The organism is Legionella stuttgartensis (assembly GCF_977063405.2).
In genome coordinates this window covers 63,857-88,239 of record NZ_CDRUHA020000062.1, presented here as the reverse complement: position 1 = coordinate 88,239, position 24,383 = coordinate 63,857, and the positions used below count along the sequence as shown (strand labels likewise).

Below are 24,383 nucleotides of genomic sequence, written 5' to 3'. Positions count from 1 at the left end.
TGATTTACCAATGCAGCGAATGGGCTTAATGCCCAGCACCGCCATGACCACCATGCCCACCCGCGCTGTGTCCTCCATAGCCGCCATCGACCTCTTGGGAGCCATGCTTCACTGCTCCATCGCAGGAACTCAAAAAGAATGGTCCTCCGATTAACCCAATAAGCACTGCAATCATTCTAAAGGCTTTCAACATGGATACTCCTTGTTAATAATCAACTCATTTACGCTTACTTTTTAAAGCGGCCAGTTTGTTTTGGACTAAAACGTCCACAGCCAAACCACTCACATCGATCGCATTGGTGACATGATGAATGGTATTACACGTGATGACTTGCACCCCTTTCATCGCAGATAATAGAGAATAAGCGTCTTCTGCAAACAGCGCATGCACACCAATACAAACGATGGACTTGCTCCCTGCTTGTTGTAAATGCTTCACCGTCTCTACCATGGTTCTGGCGGTGGAAATGATGTCATCGACGAGCACGAGTGTCGAAGATTCGAGCTCAGGAATATAGGGTACTGAAATAGTCACCTCTTTATCACCATGCCGAATCTTTTCCAAAATCGCATAAGGAAAACGACCTTTTTCTGCAATATCGGCAACCCACTGCTCACTTTCCATATCAGGACCAATAAGAATTGGCTTAGGAACATGATGTTTAATCCATGTGGCAATCATCGATGTGGCATGCAAAACAAAAGTGGGAATTGAGTAGATTTCATCTAAAGAGTGATAGCGATGCAAGTGCGGATCAATCGTCATGAGCCAATCGAATGAAGTCGATAAAATGTCCGCAAAATAACGTGAAGTAATTCCTTCTCCTTCGTGAAAACGTTTATCTTGCCGTAGGTAGGAAAGATAAGGAGCAATCAAACCGATTTTTTTAGCCCCCAACTCTTTAGCCGTTTTGGCAAAAAACAACAAAGGCAGTATTTTTTCATCCGGCTGGTTTAAACTGTCCACTACCATAATGCTGCGACTTTTAACCTCTGAATCAATTTTTAAGTACCATTCTGTATCAGGAAAACGGTGGAATGTGACCTTACCCACTTCCACTTGAAGTGTCTTTTGTAATTGTCCGGCAATTTCTGAAGAATCAAATAATGAACATAACAGAGGCTTCAAGAATTTTCTCCTAAAATAATGATGTCTTGTTTATCGCGAAGTAAATCACAGGCGTAATGGAGCTCCCCTGAAGACTCCGAATGAATTGTAAACAAAGGTTCGCCTTTTTCAACGGATTCGCCGACATGGGAATGGAGGTCAATACCCGCCGATTTCGATTTAGGCGCACCAGCAAGCTTAGCTATTTTTGCAAGCTTTCGATTGTCAATGAGGGAGACTTTTCCTGCCTTTGCAGCCACAACAGGATAAGTAAAACGTGCCTTGGTCAATTCCCTCATCCCACCCTGAGCCTCACAAATGGCCTGAAATTTCTTAAACGCTTGTCCACTATCCAATAATTGCGTCGCAATGGATTTACCTAAACCCGTTGGTACTTTCGAAGAACACTCTAACGCAGCACCTGCAAGCGTCAACGCTCGTTCACGCAAATCATTGGGCGCATCAGGCAACCCTTGTAATACTGCCAATACATCGCGAGCTTCTAACGACGGGCCAATGCCATGGCCTACCGGCTGCGTCCCATCCGTAAATAAAGTATGGACAACAAGCCCTAACTCGTTACCTACCTCCTCAAGCAATTGTTTCAGAAGGAGCGCCATAGACTGATTCCTCACTTTGGCAGTAGGTCCTACGGGGATATCAATAACCGCGTGTGTGGCCCCTGTTGCAATTTTTTTAGAAAGAATGGAAGCCACTAATTGCCCTTCACTATCTAAATCAATGGCTCGTTCCACACGGATGAGCACGTCATCAGCAGGACTTAAACTCACAGCCCCACCCCATACGATACAGCCGTTTTCTTGTTCAACCACTTGGCGCATCTTTTGGGGACTTAAGTGGACTGGAGCTAAAGTCTCCATGGTATCCGCAGTCCCCGCGGGTGATGTAATGGCACGCGATGATGTTTTTGGAATCATCAATCCAAAAGCGGCCACAATGGGAACTACAATCAGAGTTGTGCGATTTCCCGGCAATCCTCCCACGCAATGTTTATCGACGACCAGAGGTGAAGACCAGGATAAGCGATCACCACTGTCTATCATGGCTTTGGTGAGTTTCATGATTTCCGTACGGGTTAGACGTCCTGCACTACTTGCCGCTAAAAAAGCGGAGATTTGTACATCAGAAAGACGACCGCTTAACACATCATCAATGATGATCTTCATTTGTTCATAAGACAGTTCTTTGCCATAAATCTTGGTATGCACATAGCTTAAGGATTCCAAGGGTTTTGGATGGGAGACCTGAATTTCATCGCCTTCTTTGGCATGTAAAGACTCCCAGGCGTAATCCGACAAACCAGCCTCACCAGGCTGAAGTAGCTCTGAGGTCACCACATTAAGAGTGGCTATCATAGAGTGCTGACCTAAAGTCACTTGGATACGCGTCTGTACTTCGAATCCTTCCGAATGACAAACATGACAATCCTCGCGCATGTAAATAATAGCTTCGTGATAAGTTTTAATCCCTAAATGTTTTAACCGAAGCCCATGAGAGGTTTTCTTACTCACCACAATTCCTCCGTTTGCAGATAAGAAGGAATGGTGCAAGAAAAACCTAATTGCTTCTCAATCTTCTGTTTTAGCGATTGGGCGCTGTGAGGCTCCCCATGGGTGATAAAAACCTTTTTAGGCGGATTAGTCAAATGAGTTAGCCATTCTAACAATTCCAGGTAGTCGGCATGAGCCGATGTACTGCTCATGACTACGACCTTAGCTTGTATCGGAATAAAACTCCCGTGAATTTTGACTTGCTTCTCCCCATTCACAATTCGAGCACCACGAGTGCCACCTGCCTGAAAGCCAGTAAAAAGTAGAGTATTTTTAGGATTAGGCGCAAAGGCTTTTAAATGATGCAGAATGCGGCCGCCTTGCGCCATGCCGCTGGCCGCTATGATGATTTGCGGCATGTGATGACGGTCAATCTCCTTGGACTCCTCAGGTGTGTTCACATAGGTGGCAACATGGCATAGTCCACGACATTGTTCTGCAGTTAAATGGTGGTCTTCTTTATAAGCGCAGAGTAAATGAGTGGCATCAATGGCCATGGGGCTGTCTAAAAAGACAGGAAGGTCTTTGGGAATTTGCCCTTGTCGTTTCAGTTCATAAATAAAATAAAGAAGACTTTGCGCACGCCCTACTGCAAACGCAGGAATAATGACTGAGCCCCCTCGTTTAACGGTTTGATTAATCACCTGAGCCATTTGGGGTAAGGGATCTGTGGCATCATGCAATCGGTCACCATAGGTGGACTCCATCACCAGATAATCCGTTTCTTGAATGAAGGCAGGGGCTTTCATAACGGGATCATAAGGACGGCCAATGTCTCCAGTAAACACAATGGAACCCTTTTGGGTTTTTATTTTGACCATGGCCGCACCCACAATGTGACCGGCACGATGATACTCAAAACTGAAATCATGGAATAATTGATGCGGGGTATCAAAATCAATGGTTTCAAAATACTGCAATGCTGTCCGAGCTTCTTTTTCAGTATAAAGAGGAAGAGCAGGTTGGTGTTTGGAGAATCCATACTTATTGGCCAAGCGTGCTTCTTCTTCCTGCAGATGACCACTGTCGGGTAACAAAATGGAACACAGTGCTTTGGTACCCGGTGTTGTATAAATTTTGCCTTGGAATCCGTTTTTGACGAGCAAGGGAAGATAGCCTGAATGGTCAATATGCGCATGAGTGATAATCACCGCATCAATATCATGGGGATCAATTGGCAAGGGCGCCCAGTTACGTAATCGTAATTCTTTGTAGCCTTGAAAAAGACCGCAATCAATCAGGATTTTTTTAGAACCAATGGTCAAAAGATATTTAGAACCAGTAACCGTCTCAGTTGCTCCTAAAAAAGTTAATTTCATCTTGCCTCCGTTAAGTCTGCTGTTTTTTTCAAATCCACTTGCCAACGCCACATCACATAAACCACAGGAATCACAATTAAGGTCAGTAAAAGGGCAGAAAAAACCCCACCGACCATGGGTGCTGCAAGACGCTTCATCACATCAGCCCCAATGCCTGTAGCCCACATCACCGGTAATAGGCCAATGATGTTAGCAAGACCCGCCATGGCCATGGGACGAATGCGGGACACCGCACAAAGCTGTACCATTTGAATTAAATCCGGGAGGGTTTTGAGTAATCCCTTTTCTTTTTGTTCATTGTAATCGGAATCAAGGTAAGCGAGCATCACCGCACTGGTTTCAGCCGCAACACCAGCAAGTGCAATCATCCCCACCCAAACAGCAATACTCATGTTGTACCCTAATACATAAAGCAGTAAAAAGCCGCCAAATAAAGCAAAGGGAACGCCTAACATCACCATCAAGGTCTCGGTGATGGTGCGGAAGGTAAAGTAAAATAAGACAAAAATGATGGCCAAGGTCAGTGGCACAAAAATTTTAAGTCGCTCATAGACCCGTTGCATGAACTCGTACTGACCTGACCATGCCAACGTATAACCTGGTGGCAATTTCACTTTGGCGTTGACCGCTTGCTTTAACTCCTCCACATAGCCGCCAATGTCCCGGCCACTGATGTCAATGAACACATAACCTGCTAGCATGCCATTCTCATCGCGAACCATAGCAGGTCCTGAACGAAACGTTAAAGTCACCAATTGCGCGACAGGTACCTCCGCACCACTGGGTGTTTTGACTAAAATACGATTGAGCTTGTCAGGGTCGTCGCGTAATTCCCGCAAATAACGCACATTCACTGGGTAGCGCTCACGCCCTTCAATCGTGGTGGCAATGTTTTCACCACCAACGGCCGATTCAATGATGCGATTAACATCCATAATGGTTAAACCATAGCGAGCCAACTGGTCCCGATTAATTTGAAAATCAAGGAAGTAGCCTCCAGCCACCCGCTCTGCATAGACGTTACTTGTGCCCTTTACTTCTTTGGCCACCATTTCAATTTCTTTGCCAATGGCTTCAATCTTTTTAATGTCTGGGCCAAAAATTTTAATCCCTACGGCCGTTCGAATGCCTGTGGTGAGCATGTCATTACGCGCTTTAATGGGCATGGTCCAGGCATTACTCACACCTGGGAATTGCAACGCTTCATCCATCTCTTTCACCAGGCTTTCATAAGTCACTCCTTTGCGCCAAAATTCTTTAGGCTTTAACTCCACAATCACTTCCATCATATTAAATGGAGAAGGGTCGGTGGACGTTTCGGCTCTTCCCGTCTTGCCAAAAACGTGTGCCACCTCTGGAAATGCTTTTAATTTCTTATCCATTTCTTGAAGTAAAGCCGTCGCTTGAGTGACTGAAATACCTGGTAAAGTAACCGGCATATACAAAATCGTCCCTTCATAAAGAGGGGGCATGAATTCAGAGCCAATGAGTTTATAAAGAGGAATGGTGGCCATAGCCAATACAATGGCAATTCCCACCACAAATTGGCGATATCTCAAAGCAAGCCTCAACACGGGCGCGTACATGGCTTGCATCCACCGCGTAATCGGATGTTTTTGTTCAGGGATGATTCGACCACGCACCAAAAGAGGCAATAGGACAGGAATTAAGGTGATGGCGAGTAAGGCACTCATGAAAATGGCCAAGTTCTTGGTATAAGCCAAGGGCGAAAACAGCCGCCCTTCTTGAGCTTCCAAGGTAAAAACAGGCATGAAGGAGATGGCAATGACCAAAAGGGATGAAAAAATCGCAGGCCCTACTTCTTTCGCCGAATCGATTAACACCTGGGTGCGATCGCCTGGACTTCCTTTTGCTTCCCAATCCGCTAAGCGTTTATGGGCATTATCGACCATGATGATGGCCGCATCGACCATATCACCGATGGCGACAATAATGCCACCAATGGACATGATATTCAGTCCGACATGTAAGAAATAAATGGGGATAAACGAAATCAAAATCGCCAGTGGCAAGGTAATAATAGGAATGAGTGCGGAACGAAAATGACCTAAAAACACAATAATGAGTAACCCAACCACGACGAGCTCTTCAATCAAGTTCCAATTGGCGGTGGAAATCGCTTCTCTAATGAGATTACTGCGATCATACACAGTAACCATTTTTATACCTTCCGGGATGGCTGAAGCTAATTCTTTCAATTTATCCTTGATGCGACCAATTACTTGCAGCACGTCTTCCCCAAAGCGCATGATGACAATACCGCCCACGGCTTCGCCTTGGCCATTTAAATCGACCACCCCGCGGCGCATGTCCGAGCCAAGTTGTACTGTGGCGACATCACGCAGTAAAATCGGTGTGCCATTGGCATTGGTGCCCACGGCAATTTTTTCAATATCCTCAGTAGACTTAATGTATCCGCGACCACGAATCATGTACTCCACGCCCGAAAACTCAATGACTCGACCACCGGTGTCGTTATTACTCATACGAATTTTTTCAACAATCTCAGGAACCGATAGGTTGTAGGCAAGGACTTTGACTGGATCCAAATTGACTTGGTATTGCTTGACAAAACCTCCCACACTGGCTACTTCAGACACCCCAGGAACCGCTCTTAACCAATAGCGCAAATACCAATCCTGAAATGTGCGTAACTCAGCCAGGTTATGCTTGCCATTGTCATCCACCAAGGCGTATTGATAAATCCAACCCACCGGTGTCGCATCAGGGCCCAATTGAGGAGTCACTCCTTCGGGCAATTTTCCAGACAGCTGACTCATGTATTCTAAGACCCGACTTCGCGCCCAATAAATATCCGTACCATCCTCAAAAATGATGTAGACATAAGAAAAGCCAAAATCAGAAAATCCCCGCACAGCTACTACTTTTGGTGCTGACAACAATGCAGTTACAATAGGATACGTGACTTGATCTTCGATGAGATCGGGCGAACGTCCCATCCAGGTCGTATACACAATGACCTGAGTGTCTGAAATGTCAGGCAATGCGTCCATACGGGTATTCTTCAAGGCCATATAGCCCATGAAAGAAAACCCGAGCACAAAAAGCAACACAATAAAACGATTGCGTGCACAAAACTCAATAATCCGTTCAACCATAAAATCCCTTTATTCCAAGGCCAAATCACGCCTCTTTATTAGAGCTTCTTTCCTATTGTAGAGGCTCGGTAAGAAAGTCTATTGATGTTGCATACCTCCCATGGCCGCTTTCAACTGGCTCTCTGAGTCAATGAGGAAATTGGCAGACGTAATAATTTGATCGCCCTCTTTAACCCCTTTGATTATCTCAAGCAAATCCCCTGCCCTAACCCCTAAGGTCACGTCCCGCCATTCAATTTTGCCATTACCATGGTAAATAAACACCACTGCGCGCTCACCTGTGAGTAGAACAGCATTTTTAGGGACCACAAGACGTTCACCCAAAGGTACTTTGAGTTCCAGATTCACATACATGCCCGGTTTTAATTGCTCCTTCTGGTTGTCCACTTCAAAGCGAACCTTGGCTGTACGTGTTTTCATGTCAATCGTAGGGTAGATAAAATCAAGCTTGGCCTTAAATAATTCATTGGGCAAGTAGGTAAGGGTCAAATCAGCCATTTGACCAAGACGAATATAAGGAAGCTCATATTCGTAAATGTCCCCTAAAACCCACAAGCGTGATAAATCAGCAATGGTATAGAGTTCATCTCCTGGCTCAATGCGCATGCCCACCAGCGCCATTTTTTTAAGCACCGTACCTTGGATGGGGGAATGAATCGTCATCGTCCGAGTGATTTTGCCCGTACGTCTTAATTGCTCAATGTCTTTTTCGGAAATCCCCCACAGCAACAACCTTTGGTGGGCTGCTTGAAAAGCAGACTGCGCACCACGAGCCGCACTCGATGTCGTATTTTTGCTTAATATTTTTTGGGCATTAAGGGCGAGCAAATATTCTTGCTGGGTGGCGACCAATTCAGGACTGTAAACGGTGAAAAGAGCTTGGTCTGCTTTGACTTTTTCTCCAGTAAAATTAATGAATAAGTTCTCAATCCACCCATCAAAGCGCACATGAATATGGGCAACACGCCGCTCATCGGCTTCAACACGCCCCACGGTACGGATTATTTTTTCAACCACTTGGCGACGCACCGGCTCTGACGTAATGCCAATGGCTTGTAAACGAGCCGGATCAATCACAATCTCATTTCCTTGAGTGGACTGTTTCATGTCCATCTTGTCATGATTATCCATGGCCTGTTGCGCCTGAGTTACCTGCAACAACGAAAGTAAACTCAAGATAACCACACCCTTGATTATCATCTTAAAATTCATAAGAACGTCCCTGTGCTTTCTTCGATTTGTGCTATCGCTTTTTCATGTTCAGCGAGTTCACCGTGCCATTCCAATTCATTTTCTTGCAGCGTCAATAAATTATTCAGCATCGTTAAGAAATCCACTTTGCCCACGCCGTAGGTGGCTTGCGATGAAGTAAATGTTAAGCTGGCTTGTGGAATGATGGTATGTTGAATCAGATGAATGAGTTTTGCAGAGCGCTCTGCCAACAAATAAGCATTTTTCACTTGAAAAGAAAGCATACGATAGGTGGTCTGCAAATCCTCAATATCCGCATTATACCGCGCAAGTGATTCGCGCACGGCATGATTTTGCTTTTGCATGAAATAAAGAGGCACGGTTGCTTTTAACAAGACTTGATAGCCTTTGGTGTGCATTCCCGTATCATGAAGTCGTCCCCCTTCGATTTCCACATCCGGGAAATACTCCATTTTACTTAAGCGGATGGCTTGCCGTCCTTTTTGAACAGCACGTTGCTGCATGATTAATTGCGGCGCTCGGCTCTTAACGAGCGTATAAAAATACTCTAAATTATGACACATTGGCGTTACAGGGAGCACTGCTGGTGTATGGATTGTAATTTCTAAAGAACGATTTAAAAGGCGATTGATACCCGCCTGCAGGGATCCCCGTTGTTGCTTTAAGATGACTAAACGCATCAGCAGACGAGAAATCTCAGTTTGGGCACGATAAATATCTTGTTGTGGTGTTTTCCCCACACTGTAATTGGCTTCGGAACTCTTTTCCATTTCATGAAGAAGCTCTTGGTTTCTTTGTACGATTTCAATGGATTTATTGACAAAATAAAGGTCGTAATAAAGCCGTTTTAATTCAGCAATAACGGCGAAACTAGTGGCTTGATATTCTGCTTCCGCTCTTTTGGCCTCTAGCGTTGCTATCCTTCCTCGCACAATGAGTTTACCAGGAAAAGGAATTTCTTGTTGGCCACCCAACATTTGCTCTCGCCTTGGATCCACATCCATAGGGATATTCTCAGACATGTTGATGTACCCTGCATTCAACTTGGGATCAGGTAACGCACGCGCTTGTGGAATCACATGGATTGCTGCCAGCAGTCGGTCGCGTGCCGCACGAATTTGAGGATTGTTTTGCGTGGCCTCATTGATTAGCTGCGATAAAGCAGGCGGTATCTTGGCATAAGATACTGGTCCTGTAAAACATGAAAAACCTAAGAGAATAGTCCAAATCATTTTTTTAACACTAAAATGCTTCATTTGGTGCCTTCCTTAGCCGCTTCTGAGCTTCTATCACTAACAAAGGCACCATGCCTAATAGAATCCAAACAACGCACTGAGTGAGTGAGACCGGTTCAATGCCAAATAATTCGCGCAGCGCCGGGATATGATGAATCAAGACCTGCAGGGAAAAACTGATGCTCACAATAAAAAAGAGTCTTAAATTGGAAAACAATCCTACTTGCCAGATGTTCTTCGTGTCGCTTCGTGCTCCAAAGGCCCGTAAAAGTTCGGCGGTTACTAAGACAGAAAACGCCGCATCCTGGGCTTGGACTAAATCCTTATCGATTAAATATTCATAAGCAAACACACCAAGAGTGACTAAAGCCGTTAAACAACCCACAAAGGTTACTCGTTTGAAAAACGCCATATCCATCATGGATTTTTGCGTGGCTCTGGGGGGACGATTCAAAATCCCTGGCTCTGACATATCGGTAGCTAAGCCAATGGCCGGTAAACCATCGGTTACTAAGTTAATCCATAATAATTGGATAGGAAGCAACGGCAATGGCCAACCAATTAAAAGGGCTACAAACACAACCAGTAACTCCCCACTATTGCCTGCTAATAAAAAGCCAAGTGTTTTGGCAATGTTATCGTAAATAGTCCGGCCTTCTTCAATGCCCGCCACAATCGAGGTGAAATTATTGTCCATGACAATGATGTCAGAGGCTTCCTTGGTAACTGCAGTGCCTGTTTTTCCCATCGCAATCCCCACAGATGCTTCTTTTAAAGCAGGTGCATCATTCACCCCATCGCCTGTCATCGCCACCACCATTTGTTGTTTTTTCCAGGCCCGTACGATTTTTAATTTATGCTCCGCAGTCACACGAGCATAAACAGCAATGTCTTTGACGCAATGGTTAAACTCCTCCTCTGACATGTTTTCAAGTTCGTTGCCAGTGAGCAATCGATCCCCTGCCTCCAAAATGCCAAGCTCTTTGGCAATGGCTTTTGCTGTATCAGGATGGTCTCCTGTAATCATCACTGGTTTAATGCCAGCCTTTTTACAGCGACTGATGGATTCCTTGCTACTCGCATGAGGGGGGTCCTGAAGACCAATAAGACCTAAGAAAACCAGGTTATTTTCAATCTCTTCCTCTTCTTTTTCTAAAGCTATAGGCTCTATTTGACGCTCAGCAAAAGCTAACAGTCTTAATGCTTCGCTGGCCATGAGTTCGCAGGATTGTTTCATGCGCGCTTTATCATTAGGTGTTAATTTTTTAATGCCTGTTTTGGTCAAAATATAGGTGCAGCGCTCCAAAATGAGTTCGGGTGCTCCCTTAACAAAAGCGATGTTTTGATGGTCTTGTCGACACACAACCGTCATGCGTTTGCGTTCGGAACTAAAGGGTAACTCTTTGATGCGAGGATAAGAGGATCGCAGTTCCCCTTGCCAAACGCCTCCTTTGGCTGCAGCAACCAAAAGAGCCACTTCAGTTGGGTCTCCCACGGTTGTCGTCTGTCCATTTTGCTCGCTAAATTCTGCGTTATTACAAACTGTCATTGCTCGTAAGGTAGCTTGCAACAACGTGTCATCAGACACATTAATTTCCTGGCCTTGTAGTGAAAATCCCCCTGTCAGGTTATAACCCTCTCCCTGAATGCTATAAACATCACTTGCTGTCACAAGCTTACGCGCCGTCATTTCCCCTACCGTCAACGTTCCTGTTTTATCGGTGCAAATGACTTGTAAACAGCCGAGTGTTTCAACCGCCGATAATCGCCTTACCAGTACGGCACGCCGTACCATACGCTGCACGCCAAGCGCTAAAGCCACTGTGACTACAGCAGGTAATCCTTCAGGAATTGCAGCCACTGCAAGACTGACTGAACTCATGAACAAACTGAAGATAGGGATGTTACGTAAGAGACCTAAGCCAAAAATGGCAATGATAATGAAAAAGCAAAGCCACAATAGACGAGAACCCACTTGATTGAGTTTTTTCTGCAAAGGCGTTTCATCACGAGACGCTTCACCCAGCATTTTGGCAATGTGCCCCATTTCCGTTTGCATACCAGTCGCCACGACAAGCGCGCGACCTGTGCCATCGGCTATAGAGGTGCCCATAAACACCATGTTTTTACGATCGGCTAGAGGCGTTTCTTTAGCACAAATCTCTAGGTTTTTAGCGACTGGTATCGATTCTCCGGTGAGTGGTGCTTCATTGACTTTAAGCGCTGATAATTCAAAAAGGCGAGCATCGGAAGCGATTAAATCACCGCTTTCAAATAGAAGAATATCTCCTGGTACGATATCAGAAGCAGCTATCACCCTCACGCGGCCATCTCGCAACACGGTGGCTTTAGGAGCGGCCATTTGTTGAAGAGCAAGCATGGCGCGATCGGCACGATATTCTAAAACAAATCCAATGATGGCATTTAAAATGACAATGGCCAAAATGGCAATGGCATCGGCTTTTTCATCCAACAAAAAAGACACAACAACAGCACCTAAAAGCACCCAGGTGACCACACTTGCAAATTGTTGCAAAAAAATGAGGAAAGGAGACGTTTTTTTCTGTTGACTCAGCAGGTTGAGTCCCACTTCTTTTAACCGCTGTTGTGCTTCTTTCTCAGATAGTCCTAAAGATAAGTCAGTTTCAAACAACAATGCCATATCTGCAGGTGATTTTTCGTGCCACTGTTCTGCCATAACAGCCATCCTTTGCATTCGCCATCCATTATGATGTGGTGCGCATCATTTTATCCCAATTTTTAGTGCCCAAATAGTTCTTATTTAATAGAGTGAGCGCTCATGTTAACCTTTAGGATTGAGTAAAAGATTTTAGTGTTAGCGACCACCACCGCCACCATGACCAACATGGCCTTGAGCGACATGTTCTTCCAGACTCTTAGTATTCTTACTGCTCGTGCCACTGCTCATGCATGCAGTAAGAATAAAACAACACGCCAAAACCATCCAATGACTTTGTTTCATGATGATTTCTATCCTTGATTTTAAAGGGAAATAATTACAATATAGACTCTTTGGTATGGATAAGTCAAAACAAAGTGTTCTCTGCTTTGACAGACAGTTAGCTAAGAATAACCTTTGAGAAACCCAATTAAAATGTCTTGATGTGTCCTCAAAAAAACCTAAAAAGATTTAGCGTGCAAAAGAAAATTTTGTCCCTTTGTTTTGAATTAATTGAATGATAGTTGAATTGTTTTTAGCTCACTTTTTTCGTATCCTAAACCGATTCAAAATTTGAGCTGGTTTTTTGAAATATTAAACTATTAATTGACACATATCACATCAATTTCGTCATCCCAATCAATTACATCGATGACGCTCCTAATAAACATTTAAGATACCTCTACTTATATTTAATGCCTGTCTTAAAAGGACAATCATGATATCATTCTATATGCTGATCAAAATAAATAGCTTACAGAATAGGACTATAAGAAATTATTTTATAACCAATTGGTTTTCTTGGAGACAAAAATATTGTGAAGAAATTTGCCATCACCCTAATGAGCTTGATATTCATTAACTTATATCATCCCACTGCTTTCTCGGAAAAGCCTAATCAGCGCATGATGAACAATCAAGCAACACATTCTTTGAAATCAAAAAATACCTTGCAATTATCTATTCAAGAGATAATGGATAAAAAGGACAAGAAACTGGTGTTCATCAAATTAATTGACACAAAAAACAATAAACCAATCACCTTAAACGATCTTATTGAAGCACATACACAAAAGATTCATTTGTTGATTATCGATGATAGCCTCCTTGACTATAGTCATGTCCATCCAGTCGAAACAACGATACCAGGCATCTATCAATTTGAATGGCAGCCTACGCTTAAGAGTGCCTCCTATCGAGCATGGGCTGATCTTATACCGACTAATACAAAAACCCAAGAATATGTAGTTGCCGATTTACCTTTCCCAAAGACAAAAAAGAAATTGGAAAATCCTATTCATCGACAACCATTATTTGAAAGTAGTGTTGATGGCTACCATTTTAAATTGTCTTTTGATAAAACACCATTGCACGTCGGTCAAGCAGTCATGGGCAAAATTGACATCACCGATGCAAAGGAAAACCCAGTTCATACCTTAGAGCCCATTATGGGTGCTTATGCCCACATCGTTGGTTTTAATGAGGACTTTAAAACAGTAACTCATGTTCATCCAATGGGCAAGGAGCCTACAAATAATACGGAACGAGGAGGACCTGAATTGCTATTTCATATAAAACCTAACAAAGTAGGATTTATTAAAATGTTCGCCCAAGTGCAAATCGATGGGAAAACACTGTTTGTTCCGTTTGGAGTTACAGTAAATTCATAAAAATCTTGCTGGAAAATCCCCAGAATAATGATATCCACCAATTGAAGAGTTAAGGCGATTAAAGGTGGCATTGCAGCACTTACTGCATCCGTGTAAACAGCATCGACCGAATAACCTCTGCCCTTCTTTTCACCACATTGGAGCCTAAGGAGAATCATCATGACTAATTCACATGGAACTATGATTATCTTAGGCGGTGCAATAATAATCAGCACAAGAAAATAATTACTTTTTCTCCAGTCTTTGGTATCTTTAATCACATTGTCTTTGCAAGCAGAAGACGTTGAACTGATTTAATCAGTGGTTTAATTTTTCTCATGGCCTTTTGCGGTAAGAGAGCAAATCCCTCGCTCAGGATTAGGCTCAACCTCTCGCCCAAGAATGGCACTTAATTCCTCAGCTCCTCCAACGTATTGACTATCAAGCCATATTTGAGGAACAGTTATCGGTGTTTTTGCACCAACAATGGGCTTAACCCGTGCCAGCATCTCATACAAATCCCTTGGATTTTTTACCACATCGTGAAATTCATAAGAAAGTTTGGCTTCTTCGAAATACTGTTTGGCATGCTGGCAGTGGATGCAATGGGGTTTACCAAAAATATGATTCCCCGTTAATGTGGTTTGTTTTGCATGGGCCTCAATCACCGCTTGAGTTAACACCCCACGATTCAGAGCATGGCCTTGGCTAATCACTTTACCCTCAACCAGTACAATAGGGGCATGCCACGCCCCTTTCAATAACGGCTTCCACCACTCATTAAGCCAGGCATGAATGTCCAATTCGACAGGAATGTCTTTTAAATCCGTTGCAATCGCATCCAAGATAATATCCTTGGTGAGCGAACATTCACCACAAGGGACTTTGATTTTGAAAGCCCCATATTGTCCTTCCCAACGATACAGTGTGATTTTGACTGACATATTAGAATGGCCTTTTCTTGTTCCCAATTAATGCTCAAAAATACCCATTAACACGATCACCATCATATCAATATAGAGGAACCTCCTTTTAATTCAATCTACTTTCTACCTATTGAATAATTTTTTTCACCTCTTTGCGATGCAGCAGATTACGAAAATAGCACCAGTCTTCCCTAACCCTCATATTTCTTTAATTGTTCTTGTTTTCTTAAATGGATTTCCTGTCTGTTAATGGATATATTTTTAGGAGCCTCAATACCCAACTTAAAGTTGCCAGGCTCAAGAGTCTTAAAGGGAGTAATAACTACCTTCTGATTGCCTTCCAGGGTAATAATTAAATCGGATTCAAAGGCTACGGTTCTTATTTCCATGTTAGTTTACTCGTTTTAGTTCAAAATAAATGCTGCAAAAAAGCATTAATTGATGGGTTTTCCCTATGCGGGCATTTTAATCTTAAAGCCAATGCCTGTTCAAACACAGTCCTCAAGAAAAATAGCTCCACTTACTACAGCGACCATCGCAACTCCATGGGTAGGGACAGACAAAAATGGAGGTTCTTTTTTTATTGCATAAAACCCATTAATGCTTGGCTTAACACCATCAAATGAATCCTGCACCTCATCGGATTGATACACATCCATTTGTTCCAGGCTGATGCCAATTAAATTATCCAAGGTCATGTTCAGCTCCCATAATAAAGAGCTTGGGATTATTTAAAACCTCCTGAATGAAAAGATCTTGTTTTTGTAAAGATGCCTTCCATTGTTCCCTGGAATATATTTTGGGATTAATTTCTCGCCCTAAACTAGCTTGAGCAGCATAAAGAGCCTCAACTGCTTCTGTAAAGTCAACCTCACCAATAATAAGCACATCAATATCACTTCCAAGGTTTTCAGTTCCTTTGGCCACCGAACAAAAAAAAAGCCACTTCAATTTTTTCAGCTAATGGAGTTAAAAAATCAAACAACACATCCACCAAACCAGACGTTTTCTTTAAAATGCTTGTAAGCTCCATATAAATAGGAAAATTTCGATTTGCTTGGTAATAAACTTGATTACCACTCTGCTCGCGCAGAAGTACTTTGGATTTAGCAAGTTTGGATAGTTCTCGATGAAGTGTACCCGCTGTGGTATTCGTTAACCGCGCAATCTCTCGGACATGATAACGCTCATCAGGATGAAGCAATAAAAGTGCCAGCACACGCCGCCGATATTCAGAAAACAATATTGAAGTATCAAACATGATTTTTATTTTGAAGCCAACTAAGCTTCAATCATAGCCTAAAAAGCTACACCATTCAATCAGATAAATAGGAAAACCAGAAAAATAAATATCAGTTATAAATCGACGCCCCACTGAAGAGCATCAACACTACAACCAATGACCTCAACGCTCTTGTGCCAAGACTTAAGGGCTCCGTCTTGGAGAAAGCATAAATGGTATTTCCCAATTACGTAATCGTATTATTGGATACGAAAGGGGATCTTGAATAGTTCTTTTCAATAATCAATAAACCCCTGCTCTTTATTACCACGGCTTCATATTAAAAGGAGATGGGTTAAAAATTTCTTGTTCCCCATCTTCAGATTTAGTATGTATCTCATTAGCTTCTTGTGTGGAGGATTGATCTTTATTAGACGGCCTGGGTTCCCTCGAAAGTGGATTTGGAGCAAAGCTTTGCTCTTTTGTTACCTCATCTCTTTCTTGTGCTTTCGGACTGGGTACGGGTACTAAATTATTTGCTAGCTGTTGGATAAATGCATCGTATAAAGCTAATGTGGGCATGGTAATGCGAAGAGAATGTATGTTTCCCTCCTCATCCTGAAGGATTTGTATGCAATCATCAGAAAGATGATTTTCTTCTTTAAATTCACTGAATTCGTTTATAATCGCTTCCATGAATTTTTTTAATTCATGTCGTTGCTTTGGAGTTAATTCATTAGGATCACATTGTAATTCAAGCTTAAGAGTCATTGATTCACGATCACTATCAACCAACAATTTCCCATCAGCAATTAATTTTTCAATTATTTCTGGGTCAAAACCAGACTCTAAATCAAGTTCTTCTGAACCAAACACTCCTACCAATTCATCTTCAGACCCAACTACTGTGCCTGATTTAGTTAGGAATTTATCTTCACCAGGACTCGCTTTTTCCTCAGATGTCTTCTTATCAGAGGTGGCACTATCACCTCCGCTACCACCCGCGCCATGTCCGGAACAAAGGCGCTTAGGTGCGATTTCTTTAAAACAAGTCGGACAGCGTACTTTTGCACCTTCCTCAGCAGCCTCTTTTTTTTCTGCTTCCTTTCTAAATTGTTGTAAAGCTAATGCTATAGAAGAGGTTTTGGGTTCATCTGCCGTTATGGATTCAAGGACAGGCTGATGCTTCTCTTTGTCTTTTTTCATGAGAATACTCCAGTGCAAGTTCATAATGGTTTCATCCGAATAAAGATTTACTTATCTGTTATTATACCGAGTTAAAAAACCCCAATTGTATATAAATTGTACATTTATTGGGTTACTCGTTTTTTTGACTTAAAACATCGAGTACATAGTCCCAAATTTTACCTGCTACATTAATTCCTTTCCCATCAGACGGATTGAGATGTAATTCAATGTAAGGGAAGCTATTATTTTCAATAATTCCAAATTGTTGCTTATGCCATGGAAGAGAAATGTCCTGACAAATAAAATCAAGACCCGTAAGCGGTATATTGAGGATTTTATGGGCTTTTTCCAATAATAGTTTGTTCTCAGGATGTATCAGATCGGTAACATCACTGATTTTTGCACCACTACTCATAGTAACTTTTTTTGCAATGAAGATTTGTTGTCCCTTGTTTATTAGCGTATTAAGAGCAACTCCCTGGGCTGACAAAATGTTTATCAAGTTGCTATTTGGAGTAATTTTATATGGATATTTACCATGACCTTCTTTCCACGTAACTTTATTTTTTTTATCAATTAACTCTTGAAGTGTAGTTACACCATCGCCAACAATGCTCTCAGGTTGTCTCCTCACACAAGCGATTAATGAATCATTAATAATTAATGACCGATAAACATCCCCAGGTATGTGTTTTTCAACCAGCACGCGAAAATCAACTTGCTTTACTATGTTTATCGCTTCTTTTAATTCATTTGGAGTTTGAATAGTACATGAAGTGTGAATACTTAGAGATTCAGATAATGGCTTAACCACAAGAGGAAATCCCAATGAAATGCCATAGTTGTAGGCTTTTTTGCTGGAAATAAAAACCCTCCCTAAGGGGCAGGGAATTTGGCTATCTAATAATTTTTTCTTGAGGATCCATTTATTATCATATTTAGTATCCTCATCAAAGCGTGTATTTTTTTGAGAAATAAGAGAGATTGGAGTCTGGATGAAATAATATTTTTTCCTATTGTAGACCAACTTAAAATACAGAGTATGCAAGTTAGATTCCTTAAAATTATACAGCTCTAGCCCTCTTTTTTGTGCTTCATCCCAAAATGCAAGGACACTGTTATTGAATTGTTTCCTATCAATGGTCTGAGTCTTGGTATATAGTTTTAGTTTTTGAAAAATATTAATGACCAACTGATTTAATAGGTTATTGAATCGTAAAAAATCATGCTCTGATAGGAGAAAGAGTTTAGATAAAAGATAGATAAATGGATTGAATATAAAATAATGGAATAAATTAAAAAATTTTCTTCGAAAATGAGAACGTTTTTCGGGATCACAGTGCTCACAATGTTTATTGTCCATATATGCTGTGGGAACAGGTTTTAATGATTTGCAAATGTCACGTGAAGATTTGATTTCTTTATGTTCATCAAAATTTTTAACATAAGCGCTCATAATTTATCCCCACAGACTCGCCCATTAGCTATCATTATATCGAGTTAAAACAGATCAATTGTATATAAAATGTACGGATGCGCCGTGTGTTTGCTTACCTACTGATATCTATGTAACACTGAACTTAAAAATCAATTCAGACTAAATTTGTTTAGAGAGTTTTCTTATTTAAAGAGGGGGGCTTAGACAGAACGAATGAAAGATAAATCAATATTGCTTGTAGAAGATAACGTTAAGTTAGCCAATTACCTCAAAGAAAGCTTACAAGAAGCAGGTTATGATGTTTCTATTGAAAAACGTGGTGATAGAGCGGTCTATCGCATCATTCGTGAGCAACCTTGCCTAGTAATCTTAGATATAATGCTTCCTGGCATGAATGGAGATCAAATATGCCATACCATTAGAGATGAGTATTTGGGGAAAATACTCATGCTAACAGCAATTAATGATATTGAAAGTGAAGTATCCTCTTTAAATTTAGGAGCAGATGACTACTTAACTAAACCTGTTGCAGACGAGGTTTTGAAAGCAAGAATAGAGGCATTGTTACGTCGACCCAATTTAGTTAATAATCAAAATCAATTTCAATTTGGCAATTTTTCTATCAATTTTAGTACTAAGAGTGTTCATCTCTTTGATGAAGAAATTTCAATAAGTACCAGTGACTTTGAAATGCTTGCTTTGTTGGTTAAGAACCATGATAGGTTGCTGAGTCGAGATAGCATTATGTATGCTCTTTCTGGGCATGAATATGATGGGGTTGATAGAGGTATCGATTTAAAAATATCACGTTTAAGAAAAGCATTGAATGATAATAATAAAAAGCCCTATCGTATAAAAACAATCCATAAAAAAGGATATATATTTGTATCAGCGGCTTGGGAATAAATACAGATCACAGCCACCGATCTTATGTAAGACTTATGAAATATAGTAAAAAATTCTTTTGCCTCGACCTTGAGATTTTTCGTCCAGTTATGAAAGCTTCACCAAATATATCGCAAATCTATAATCATTTACCATCGACAAAAGTATCATTTTACGCTTGTACATTATATATACATTTGAGCCGAGTGTTTTTGATAAAATCAACCTATTATTTTAAGTAATAGTCGAGATGAGCCATGAAAGACGCTGCAATAGAAATCTTAATATATAAACCAGATCCAGATCATCCACTGCCTGAAAATCAGAGAGGTGTGGTGATAAATCCTTACTTAAAACAACGGTTCAAGCAATTTGTTCCAATTGGCGTCTATTTAGAAGGCTCTGATTTGAAGTATTATTTTTTTGATCAGTGTGATAAATCCCCAAAAATCTATAGTAGTTTGGATGAACTCAAACGAGACTTACCGGAAGAACTAGACAATATATTTGAGAAGAACCCAAAATTATTTATTATGGGCCATGCTGGTGGTGGCGAATATGGTATGGGTAATTGCCATGGCCCAAGTGAGCAGTTATATGATAATCATTTTGATAATTTATTACATGGTTTTAAACGAGCATTGCCCGCACATCATGTTGAAGTTTATGTGACTTTAGAAGGTTGTAATACAGACAATCAACTTAATGCTGCAGCAAACTCACAGGAAAAAACATTTTTAGAAAGAGTATCAGTGAAACATCCAGAAATCACGTTTGGTGGAACTGGACCATGGAATGCGCAAGATGTACAGACCGGCTTCCGATCCCTTTCGCCGGCATCCCCTATCACATCGATGGCAGGAAATATTTGGAAGGCTGGAAACAGTGTTATTTTTCATCATGGTGAATATCAAGTTGCCGTTCGAAAATCTTTATTTGCCTCAACACAAACAGCTAAAGAATTAAAAGTGAACACCATAGAATATGCCCGTGCAATTCTAGGTAAAGACGGAGCCGATGAACTGATAGCAAAAATCGCTTTAAATCGAGATATTCTAAACATTCAAGATTTAAAGAAAATTGAGGGTTTCCCAGAATTGCGATTTAAAGGAGAAGATGTTGCAAAGTTTGTTGAACAGGAAAATCAAATATTAGGTAAAGAACAAGAAAATTATTTAACACGTGTCCGTGATATCTTAGGTCGGGCGGACCCTATAGAACAACTGACAGATAGAGATGTACTAGAACTTCTCTTAGGTTTAAAAGAACCTTCTGTATTTAAAGGTCATGAAGACTTGCTAGAGTCAATTCTAGTTAATAAAGATTTGTTAAACCTGGCAATGGTAAGTTGTGGAAAAGTCCTTATTGGTGGACCAAGTAATGATAGCGTCATTGCTTTATTATTAAAACATGGCGCTGATATTAATAGTGCTGATAAAAAAGGCATGACGGCTTTGCACTATGCGGTACAGAATTTTTATAATTATAGAAAAGAGCCGTTACATCTCATTAAAAAGTTATTAGAGTGTGGTGCTAGTCTTGAAGTGCGAAATGAAAAAGGACAGGCTCCTATCGAGACAGCGCAAGAACATAGCAAAGATGGAAGAGTAACTGCTAGTGATAAGCTTCTCGCATCTTTGAAATCTAGCAATTCGCCACCAACTCCCATAGAACTAAAACAATCTGTTAGACAAATATTTCAGATGAGTCAACACAAGGCTGATGAACTACTTTCATTACCTATTGCGAAACGTGAATATAGCAAATGCAGTGAAGGCACTCTTTATATTCCTGAAGATGTAGTGGAAAAATTGCATGGAATCTTGCAATCTGCAACGGGGAGTAATGAACTATTATCGGCGTTTGAATCAGAGCTTAGTGTGGTTATCAGCGCTCTTGAAAAAGGAATTGGAACTGGAGAAGCGATTGATGGTGAGGAAGATGAGTTTATCCCTAAACGTTTTGAAAATGCAAAACTCCAGTTAACAGCGGTTATCGACGCACTGGTTGAGATGAAACAAGAGATGGATACTTCAAAAGATGCTACAGTTGAGGACCAACTTCCAAAACTAAAATCTTAATCGTTGAGAATATATTGGAAGTACTATGGTGAATCGAGCACCTTTTAATATCGGTGATTGTGTAGCCATGACCTTTCCTCCGTGGAGATTAACAACTTTTTTAACAATAGCTAATCCTAACCCAATATGTTTATCTCCAATTCCTGCGTCCTCAGCAATTGTATATTCAGAAAAAATGTCATCCGCACCATCATCCGGCAAGCCTGGGCCATCATCGTCTACGTGAAGTAAAATATGACTATTATCCAGCGAAATGGTTAAAGAAATAGTGTGCTCTGCAAATTTCATGGCATTTGTAATCAAATTGGTAACAGCGTGTTTTAAAATATTTTCATCTATGTATGCTTTCAAAGAATTTAACTCATTAGAATGAAATGTAATTTCAAATGTTGAGGAAGAATAAGACTCTAATAATTTTCTTAACCATACTATTATATCGGTCTCAGACTGTTTTAATTTCAATTCGTTTGAATGCATTTTTGAGTAAATCAAAAAAGTGCTGACGAGCCGATTCATATCTGCAATATCTTCTTGTATGCTGTTTATCTGTTTATTGAGCAATGCATCTTCAGCGTTTTTCCTTTTGATACTATCCGTCGCCATTTGTATGGTTGACAAAGGGGTCCTAATTTCATGCGCGACAAACCGGCACAATTGTTTATGTGATTCAATCAGTTCTTTTAATTGCTCACCCATTTGGATGATATTCCTATACAGCCCATACAAAACAGAGGTAGTACCTATTTTCCGATGAAAATCAAAGTTCCCTTGACTGAAATTTTTAGTTATCTGATACACCTTTTTCATATTTCTAACAAAAAGCAATGAAAATAAGGCAATAAGACAAAGGGATATAAAAAAGAAAGTTCCTATAAAATAATACATCACATCACTGATTCTTGCCATAACTGGTAGATAGCTTAGTGGGCCAATTTTGAGTATTCCACCACTAAAACGATAATAGAGAATAACAATTTGTGACGAGTTTTTATTGGTTTCAAATACTAGACGCTTTGTTGATAAAGAATTAATTATATTACCTGGTAAGTATTTACTTTTAGTTTTATAAACATGAAGAGGGAAACCATATATTTTTTCTAAATGTAATAGTTCATTACTCCAGGTATTTTTTGATTTTGATAATAAATGTTGAACGACTTGTTTTAAAACAGGATTCATATAATTAAAAATAATTTCGCCAGGATCTGAAAAATTGTAAGCTAATGCATATGGGGTATTACCAATTTTTTTATACGCAGTATGTTCTACAATGACCTCGTTTAGAAATTGATAGGTTGTACCTGATAAAAAAATGATTTCATCATTATTTAATTGATTATTCTGCACCAGGGTGAGTTTTAGACTGTCGATTGCTATAAGATGAATAACATTATCTGTTTTCTTCTTTATTATCGCATCCCAGTTTGATTTCGGGTTATTAATTAACTCTTTTTCTAAACTAATTAAAAGCCCTTGCGAGGTCGTTTTTCCAGCATTAACAACTATCTTTGTCTCAACTGACTTTAAATATTTAAAAAATGCCAAAACAAGAATTAAAAAAATCACAAAGAACGCAGTCAAAATTTTAATATAAATATTAAATTTCATTACTAGGCACTCTAAATAAAAATAATAGATGCCTTTTCACAAGAAAGTACTCTGGATTATCTTTGATAATTTCAATATCTAATTCTGGCATAATTATCCTACGTTTTGTCTATCTTTATAACTCTTGTAATTAGCCTATTTAAGGCATCCAAATTATCGATATTCGTTATGGCCTCATCAAATAATGATAAAGTCTCTGGATCGTGTGTTTCTAAATACTTGAATGCTTTTTTGGACCTTGATAACGCAATTCTTTGAATACAAAATAATCCTCTAGAATTGTGAAGATTGACCAAATATGGCGATATTTTCCTTCTAAATCTCTAGTATACGCCCTTGCCAGCATTTTTTGATACCACACTCTACGTGCTGTAATTTCATCAGGAGGGAGGGACTCAGGCAATATTAAAAAAGCAGAGAGTTTTTTTAATAACTCTGTGCCAAAATGAGCTTTTTCAAGAACAACGATGCCATCTGACATACATAAATGTTCATCAGAAATTGAATCAAAAGCATTCTCGGGATAAACAAAAATATCATGATAAACTTGATGTGCTTCATCAAAGCGTGCAATTCGTTGCTTATCTCCTTTTTCCCTAATCCCTGCAATCATAATCACTGGTTACTGTGAAGTCTCCTCGTGCGCGCGAGCCATATAAAATAATTGTATGGCAATGATGTAAAGATATTAATTCATCAACAATGAATTGCAGAACAGCATCATTTTCTAGTGATATTTTCTTTTGTGTCATTCCCTTACCTTCTTATTTTGTAACCATAATACCAAGGACTTCCTGTGGTGGAACTGGTTTGAACCGTATGATCTACTCCTCCTGAAATCAATACCTCCAATAGCAGGTTTTAACGTTTTATTGCCCACGGTTAAAATGACTTCACCTTCAAGCAACATGAATAACTCATCCGTTTCATGCTTAAAATCCTTCCAAATTTGACCTGGGGGATCTTCCCAAAGCTCAAAACTAAAGCCACGAGAGCGCCAATTGTTCTCAATCGTTATTGCATCCTGCATTAAGGACTCCTATTTAAAAGACACTTTCAATTTTACACCAGTGAAACTGAAGAATAATAGACTATACAATTATTAACCAATGTTGGACTAT

The 24,383-nt window shown here is 40.5% G+C and carries 23 protein-coding genes; 3 read left to right on the top strand and 20 right to left on the bottom strand.

Annotated features, from left to right (window positions below):
* Nucleotides 1-25 precede the first annotated feature (25 nt).
* The 9 genes from ACWTEW_RS23465 to ACWTEW_RS23425 all read right to left on the bottom strand — a co-directional run bounded on the left by ACWTEW_RS23465 (nt 26) and on the right by ACWTEW_RS23425 (nt 12,568).
* Entirely contained in the window at nt 26-193 is a 168-nt protein-coding gene (locus tag ACWTEW_RS23465; RefSeq protein ID WP_015961484.1) for a hypothetical protein, read from the bottom strand.
* A 24-nt stretch (nt 194-217) separates the two neighbouring features.
* A complete protein-coding gene (locus tag ACWTEW_RS23460; RefSeq protein WP_021460732.1) occupies nt 218-1,129 on the bottom strand; it encodes a ribose-phosphate pyrophosphokinase in 912 nt (303 codons plus the stop codon).
* The gene (locus tag ACWTEW_RS23455) at nt 1,126-2,640 is read right to left on the bottom strand and encodes a thymidine phosphorylase family protein (protein WP_025519943.1); all 1,515 of its coding nucleotides are present in this window, start codon (nt 2,638-2,640) and stop codon (nt 1,126-1,128) included. Before ACWTEW_RS23455 ends, ACWTEW_RS23460 begins: the two co-directional genes overlap by 4 nt.
* Nucleotides 2,637-3,998 (bottom strand): MBL fold metallo-hydrolase RNA specificity domain-containing protein, encoded by a 1,362-nt coding sequence (locus tag ACWTEW_RS23450; RefSeq protein WP_021460526.1) that lies wholly within the window; start codon nt 3,996-3,998, stop codon nt 2,637-2,639. The genes ACWTEW_RS23455 and ACWTEW_RS23450 overlap by 4 nt, the downstream gene beginning before the upstream one ends.
* Nucleotides 3,995-7,138 carry an efflux RND transporter permease subunit gene (locus ACWTEW_RS23445; RefSeq protein WP_454783452.1) on the bottom strand — a complete coding sequence of 1,048 codons (3,144 nt, stop codon included), beginning with the start codon at nt 7,136-7,138 and terminating at the stop codon, nt 3,995-3,997. The genes ACWTEW_RS23450 and ACWTEW_RS23445 overlap by 4 nt, the downstream gene beginning before the upstream one ends.
* A 78-nt stretch (nt 7,139-7,216) precedes the next feature.
* Nucleotides 7,217-8,350, bottom strand: a complete 1,134-nt coding sequence (locus ACWTEW_RS23440) for an efflux RND transporter periplasmic adaptor subunit (RefSeq protein WP_021460528.1) — start codon at nt 8,348-8,350, stop codon at nt 7,217-7,219.
* Nucleotides 8,347-9,606, bottom strand: a complete 1,260-nt coding sequence (locus tag ACWTEW_RS23435; RefSeq protein ID WP_021460529.1) for a TolC family protein — start codon at nt 9,604-9,606, stop codon at nt 8,347-8,349. Before ACWTEW_RS23435 ends, ACWTEW_RS23440 begins: the two co-directional genes overlap by 4 nt.
* Nucleotides 9,593-12,283 (bottom strand): cation-translocating P-type ATPase, encoded by a 2,691-nt coding sequence (locus ACWTEW_RS23430; protein WP_031301740.1) that lies wholly within the window; start codon nt 12,281-12,283, stop codon nt 9,593-9,595. The genes ACWTEW_RS23435 and ACWTEW_RS23430 overlap by 14 nt, the downstream gene beginning before the upstream one ends.
* Nucleotides 12,284-12,421: 138 nt before the next feature.
* Nucleotides 12,422-12,568 (bottom strand): hypothetical protein, encoded by a 147-nt coding sequence (locus ACWTEW_RS23425; protein ID WP_021460531.1) that lies wholly within the window; start codon nt 12,566-12,568, stop codon nt 12,422-12,424.
* Between the two features lie 515 nt (nt 12,569-13,083).
* On the opposite strand from ACWTEW_RS23425, the gene ACWTEW_RS23420 reads away from it, so the two are divergent.
* Nucleotides 13,084-13,935, top strand: coding sequence for a hypothetical protein (locus ACWTEW_RS23420; protein WP_021582650.1), 852 nt, complete (start codon nt 13,084-13,086; stop codon nt 13,933-13,935).
* Between the two features lie 305 nt (nt 13,936-14,240).
* On the opposite strand, the gene ACWTEW_RS23415 is transcribed toward ACWTEW_RS23420, so the two are convergent.
* The 7 genes from ACWTEW_RS23415 to ACWTEW_RS23385 all read right to left on the bottom strand — a co-directional run bounded on the left by ACWTEW_RS23415 (nt 14,241) and on the right by ACWTEW_RS23385 (nt 18,706).
* Complete coding sequence (locus tag ACWTEW_RS23415) at nt 14,241-14,858, bottom strand: glutaredoxin family protein (protein WP_021460532.1); 618 nt, start codon at nt 14,856-14,858, stop codon at nt 14,241-14,243.
* Between the two features lie 173 nt (nt 14,859-15,031).
* Nucleotides 15,032-15,229: a carbon storage regulator gene (locus tag ACWTEW_RS23410; RefSeq protein WP_021460533.1), complete on the bottom strand. Its 198-nt coding sequence runs from the start codon at nt 15,227-15,229 to the stop codon at nt 15,032-15,034.
* A 99-nt stretch (nt 15,230-15,328) separates the two neighbouring features.
* Entirely contained in the window at nt 15,329-15,538 is a 210-nt protein-coding gene (locus tag ACWTEW_RS23405) for a hypothetical protein (RefSeq protein WP_029345383.1), read from the bottom strand.
* Entirely contained in the window at nt 15,525-15,767 is a 243-nt protein-coding gene (locus ACWTEW_RS23400; RefSeq protein WP_021460535.1) for a nucleotidyltransferase domain-containing protein, read from the bottom strand. The genes ACWTEW_RS23405 and ACWTEW_RS23400 overlap by 14 nt, the downstream gene beginning before the upstream one ends.
* The gene (locus ACWTEW_RS23395) at nt 15,751-16,101 is read right to left on the bottom strand and encodes a winged helix-turn-helix domain-containing protein (RefSeq protein WP_021460536.1); all 351 of its coding nucleotides are present in this window, start codon (nt 16,099-16,101) and stop codon (nt 15,751-15,753) included. Before ACWTEW_RS23395 ends, ACWTEW_RS23400 begins: the two co-directional genes overlap by 17 nt.
* 285 nt (nt 16,102-16,386) lie before the next feature.
* Nucleotides 16,387-17,268, bottom strand: a complete 882-nt coding sequence (locus ACWTEW_RS23390; protein WP_454783451.1) for a hypothetical protein — start codon at nt 17,266-17,268, stop codon at nt 16,387-16,389.
* Between the two features lie 112 nt (nt 17,269-17,380).
* Nucleotides 17,381-18,706: a hypothetical protein gene (locus ACWTEW_RS23385; RefSeq protein ID WP_454783450.1), complete on the bottom strand. Its 1,326-nt coding sequence runs from the start codon at nt 18,704-18,706 to the stop codon at nt 17,381-17,383.
* 195 nt (nt 18,707-18,901) lie between these two features.
* Here ACWTEW_RS23385 and ACWTEW_RS23380 point away from each other — a divergent pair, with 195 nt between their 5' ends.
* Together ACWTEW_RS23380 and ACWTEW_RS23375 are read left to right on the top strand one after the other, a co-directional pair.
* Nucleotides 18,902-19,594, top strand: a complete 693-nt coding sequence (locus ACWTEW_RS23380; RefSeq protein WP_021460541.1) for a response regulator — start codon at nt 18,902-18,904, stop codon at nt 19,592-19,594.
* A 236-nt stretch (nt 19,595-19,830) separates the two neighbouring features.
* Complete coding sequence (locus ACWTEW_RS23375) at nt 19,831-21,654, top strand: ankyrin repeat domain-containing protein (RefSeq protein ID WP_454783449.1); 1,824 nt, start codon at nt 19,831-19,833, stop codon at nt 21,652-21,654.
* On the opposite strand, the gene ACWTEW_RS23370 is transcribed toward ACWTEW_RS23375, so the two are convergent.
* The 4 genes from ACWTEW_RS23370 to ACWTEW_RS23355 all read right to left on the bottom strand — a co-directional run bounded on the left by ACWTEW_RS23370 (nt 21,643) and on the right by ACWTEW_RS23355 (nt 24,292).
* Nucleotides 21,643-23,262 carry a sensor histidine kinase gene (locus tag ACWTEW_RS23370; RefSeq protein ID WP_454783448.1) on the bottom strand — a complete coding sequence of 540 codons (1,620 nt, stop codon included), beginning with the start codon at nt 23,260-23,262 and terminating at the stop codon, nt 21,643-21,645. The genes ACWTEW_RS23375 and ACWTEW_RS23370 overlap by 12 nt on opposite strands.
* Nucleotides 23,263-23,473: 211 nt before the next feature.
* On the bottom strand, nt 23,474-23,875 hold the full coding sequence (locus tag ACWTEW_RS23365; RefSeq protein WP_021582646.1) for a hypothetical protein: 402 nt from the start codon (nt 23,873-23,875) through the stop codon (nt 23,474-23,476).
* Entirely contained in the window at nt 23,859-24,014 is a 156-nt protein-coding gene (locus ACWTEW_RS23360) for a nucleotidyltransferase domain-containing protein (RefSeq protein ID WP_021460547.1), read from the bottom strand. Before ACWTEW_RS23360 ends, ACWTEW_RS23365 begins: the two co-directional genes overlap by 17 nt.
* The gene (locus ACWTEW_RS23355; protein ID WP_021460548.1) at nt 24,011-24,292 is read right to left on the bottom strand and encodes a cupin domain-containing protein; all 282 of its coding nucleotides are present in this window, start codon (nt 24,290-24,292) and stop codon (nt 24,011-24,013) included. The genes ACWTEW_RS23360 and ACWTEW_RS23355 overlap by 4 nt, the downstream gene beginning before the upstream one ends.
* Between the last annotated feature and the right edge of the window lie 91 nt (nt 24,293-24,383).

What these genes read in the sequence shown, in the direction of transcription:
- ACWTEW_RS23465 (WP_015961484.1), bottom strand. Translation starts at nt 193, where the DNA reads ATGTTGAAAGCCTTTAGAATGATTGCAGTGCTTATTGGGTTAATCGGA.
- ACWTEW_RS23450 (WP_021460526.1), bottom strand. Translation starts at nt 3,998, where the DNA reads ATGAAATTAACTTTTTTAGGAGCAACTGAGACGGTTACTGGTTCTAAA.
- ACWTEW_RS23445 (WP_454783452.1), bottom strand. Translation starts at nt 7,138, where the DNA reads ATGGTTGAACGGATTATTGAGTTTTGTGCACGCAATCGTTTTATTGTG.
- ACWTEW_RS23440 (WP_021460528.1), bottom strand. Translation starts at nt 8,350, where the DNA reads ATGAATTTTAAGATGATAATCAAGGGTGTGGTTATCTTGAGTTTACTT.
- ACWTEW_RS23435 (WP_021460529.1), bottom strand. Translation starts at nt 9,606, where the DNA reads ATGAAGCATTTTAGTGTTAAAAAAATGATTTGGACTATTCTCTTAGGT.
- ACWTEW_RS23430 (WP_031301740.1), bottom strand. Translation starts at nt 12,283, where the DNA reads ATGGCAGAACAGTGGCACGAAAAATCACCTGCAGATATGGCATTGTTG.
- ACWTEW_RS23425 (WP_021460531.1), bottom strand. Translation starts at nt 12,568, where the DNA reads ATGAAACAAAGTCATTGGATGGTTTTGGCGTGTTGTTTTATTCTTACT.
- ACWTEW_RS23415 (WP_021460532.1), bottom strand. Translation starts at nt 14,858, where the DNA reads ATGTCAGTCAAAATCACACTGTATCGTTGGGAAGGACAATATGGGGCT.
- ACWTEW_RS23410 (WP_021460533.1), bottom strand. Translation starts at nt 15,229, where the DNA reads ATGGAAATAAGAACCGTAGCCTTTGAATCCGATTTAATTATTACCCTG.
- ACWTEW_RS23405 (WP_029345383.1), bottom strand. Translation starts at nt 15,538, where the DNA reads ATGACCTTGGATAATTTAATTGGCATCAGCCTGGAACAAATGGATGTG.
- ACWTEW_RS23395 (WP_021460536.1), bottom strand. Translation starts at nt 16,101, where the DNA reads ATGTTTGATACTTCAATATTGTTTTCTGAATATCGGCGGCGTGTGCTG.
- ACWTEW_RS23390 (WP_454783451.1), bottom strand. Translation starts at nt 17,268, where the DNA reads ATGAAAAAAGACAAAGAGAAGCATCAGCCTGTCCTTGAATCCATAACG.
- ACWTEW_RS23385 (WP_454783450.1), bottom strand. Translation starts at nt 18,706, where the DNA reads ATGAGCGCTTATGTTAAAAATTTTGATGAACATAAAGAAATCAAATCT.
- ACWTEW_RS23380 (WP_021460541.1), top strand. Translation starts at nt 18,902, where the DNA reads ATGAAAGATAAATCAATATTGCTTGTAGAAGATAACGTTAAGTTAGCC.
- ACWTEW_RS23375 (WP_454783449.1), top strand. Translation starts at nt 19,831, where the DNA reads ATGAAAGACGCTGCAATAGAAATCTTAATATATAAACCAGATCCAGAT.
- ACWTEW_RS23370 (WP_454783448.1), bottom strand. Translation starts at nt 23,262, where the DNA reads ATGAAATTTAATATTTATATTAAAATTTTGACTGCGTTCTTTGTGATT.
- ACWTEW_RS23365 (WP_021582646.1), bottom strand. Translation starts at nt 23,875, where the DNA reads ATGATTGCAGGGATTAGGGAAAAAGGAGATAAGCAACGAATTGCACGC.
- ACWTEW_RS23360 (WP_021460547.1), bottom strand. Translation starts at nt 24,014, where the DNA reads ATGACACAAAAGAAAATATCACTAGAAAATGATGCTGTTCTGCAATTC.
- ACWTEW_RS23355 (WP_021460548.1), bottom strand. Translation starts at nt 24,292, where the DNA reads ATGCAGGATGCAATAACGATTGAGAACAATTGGCGCTCTCGTGGCTTT.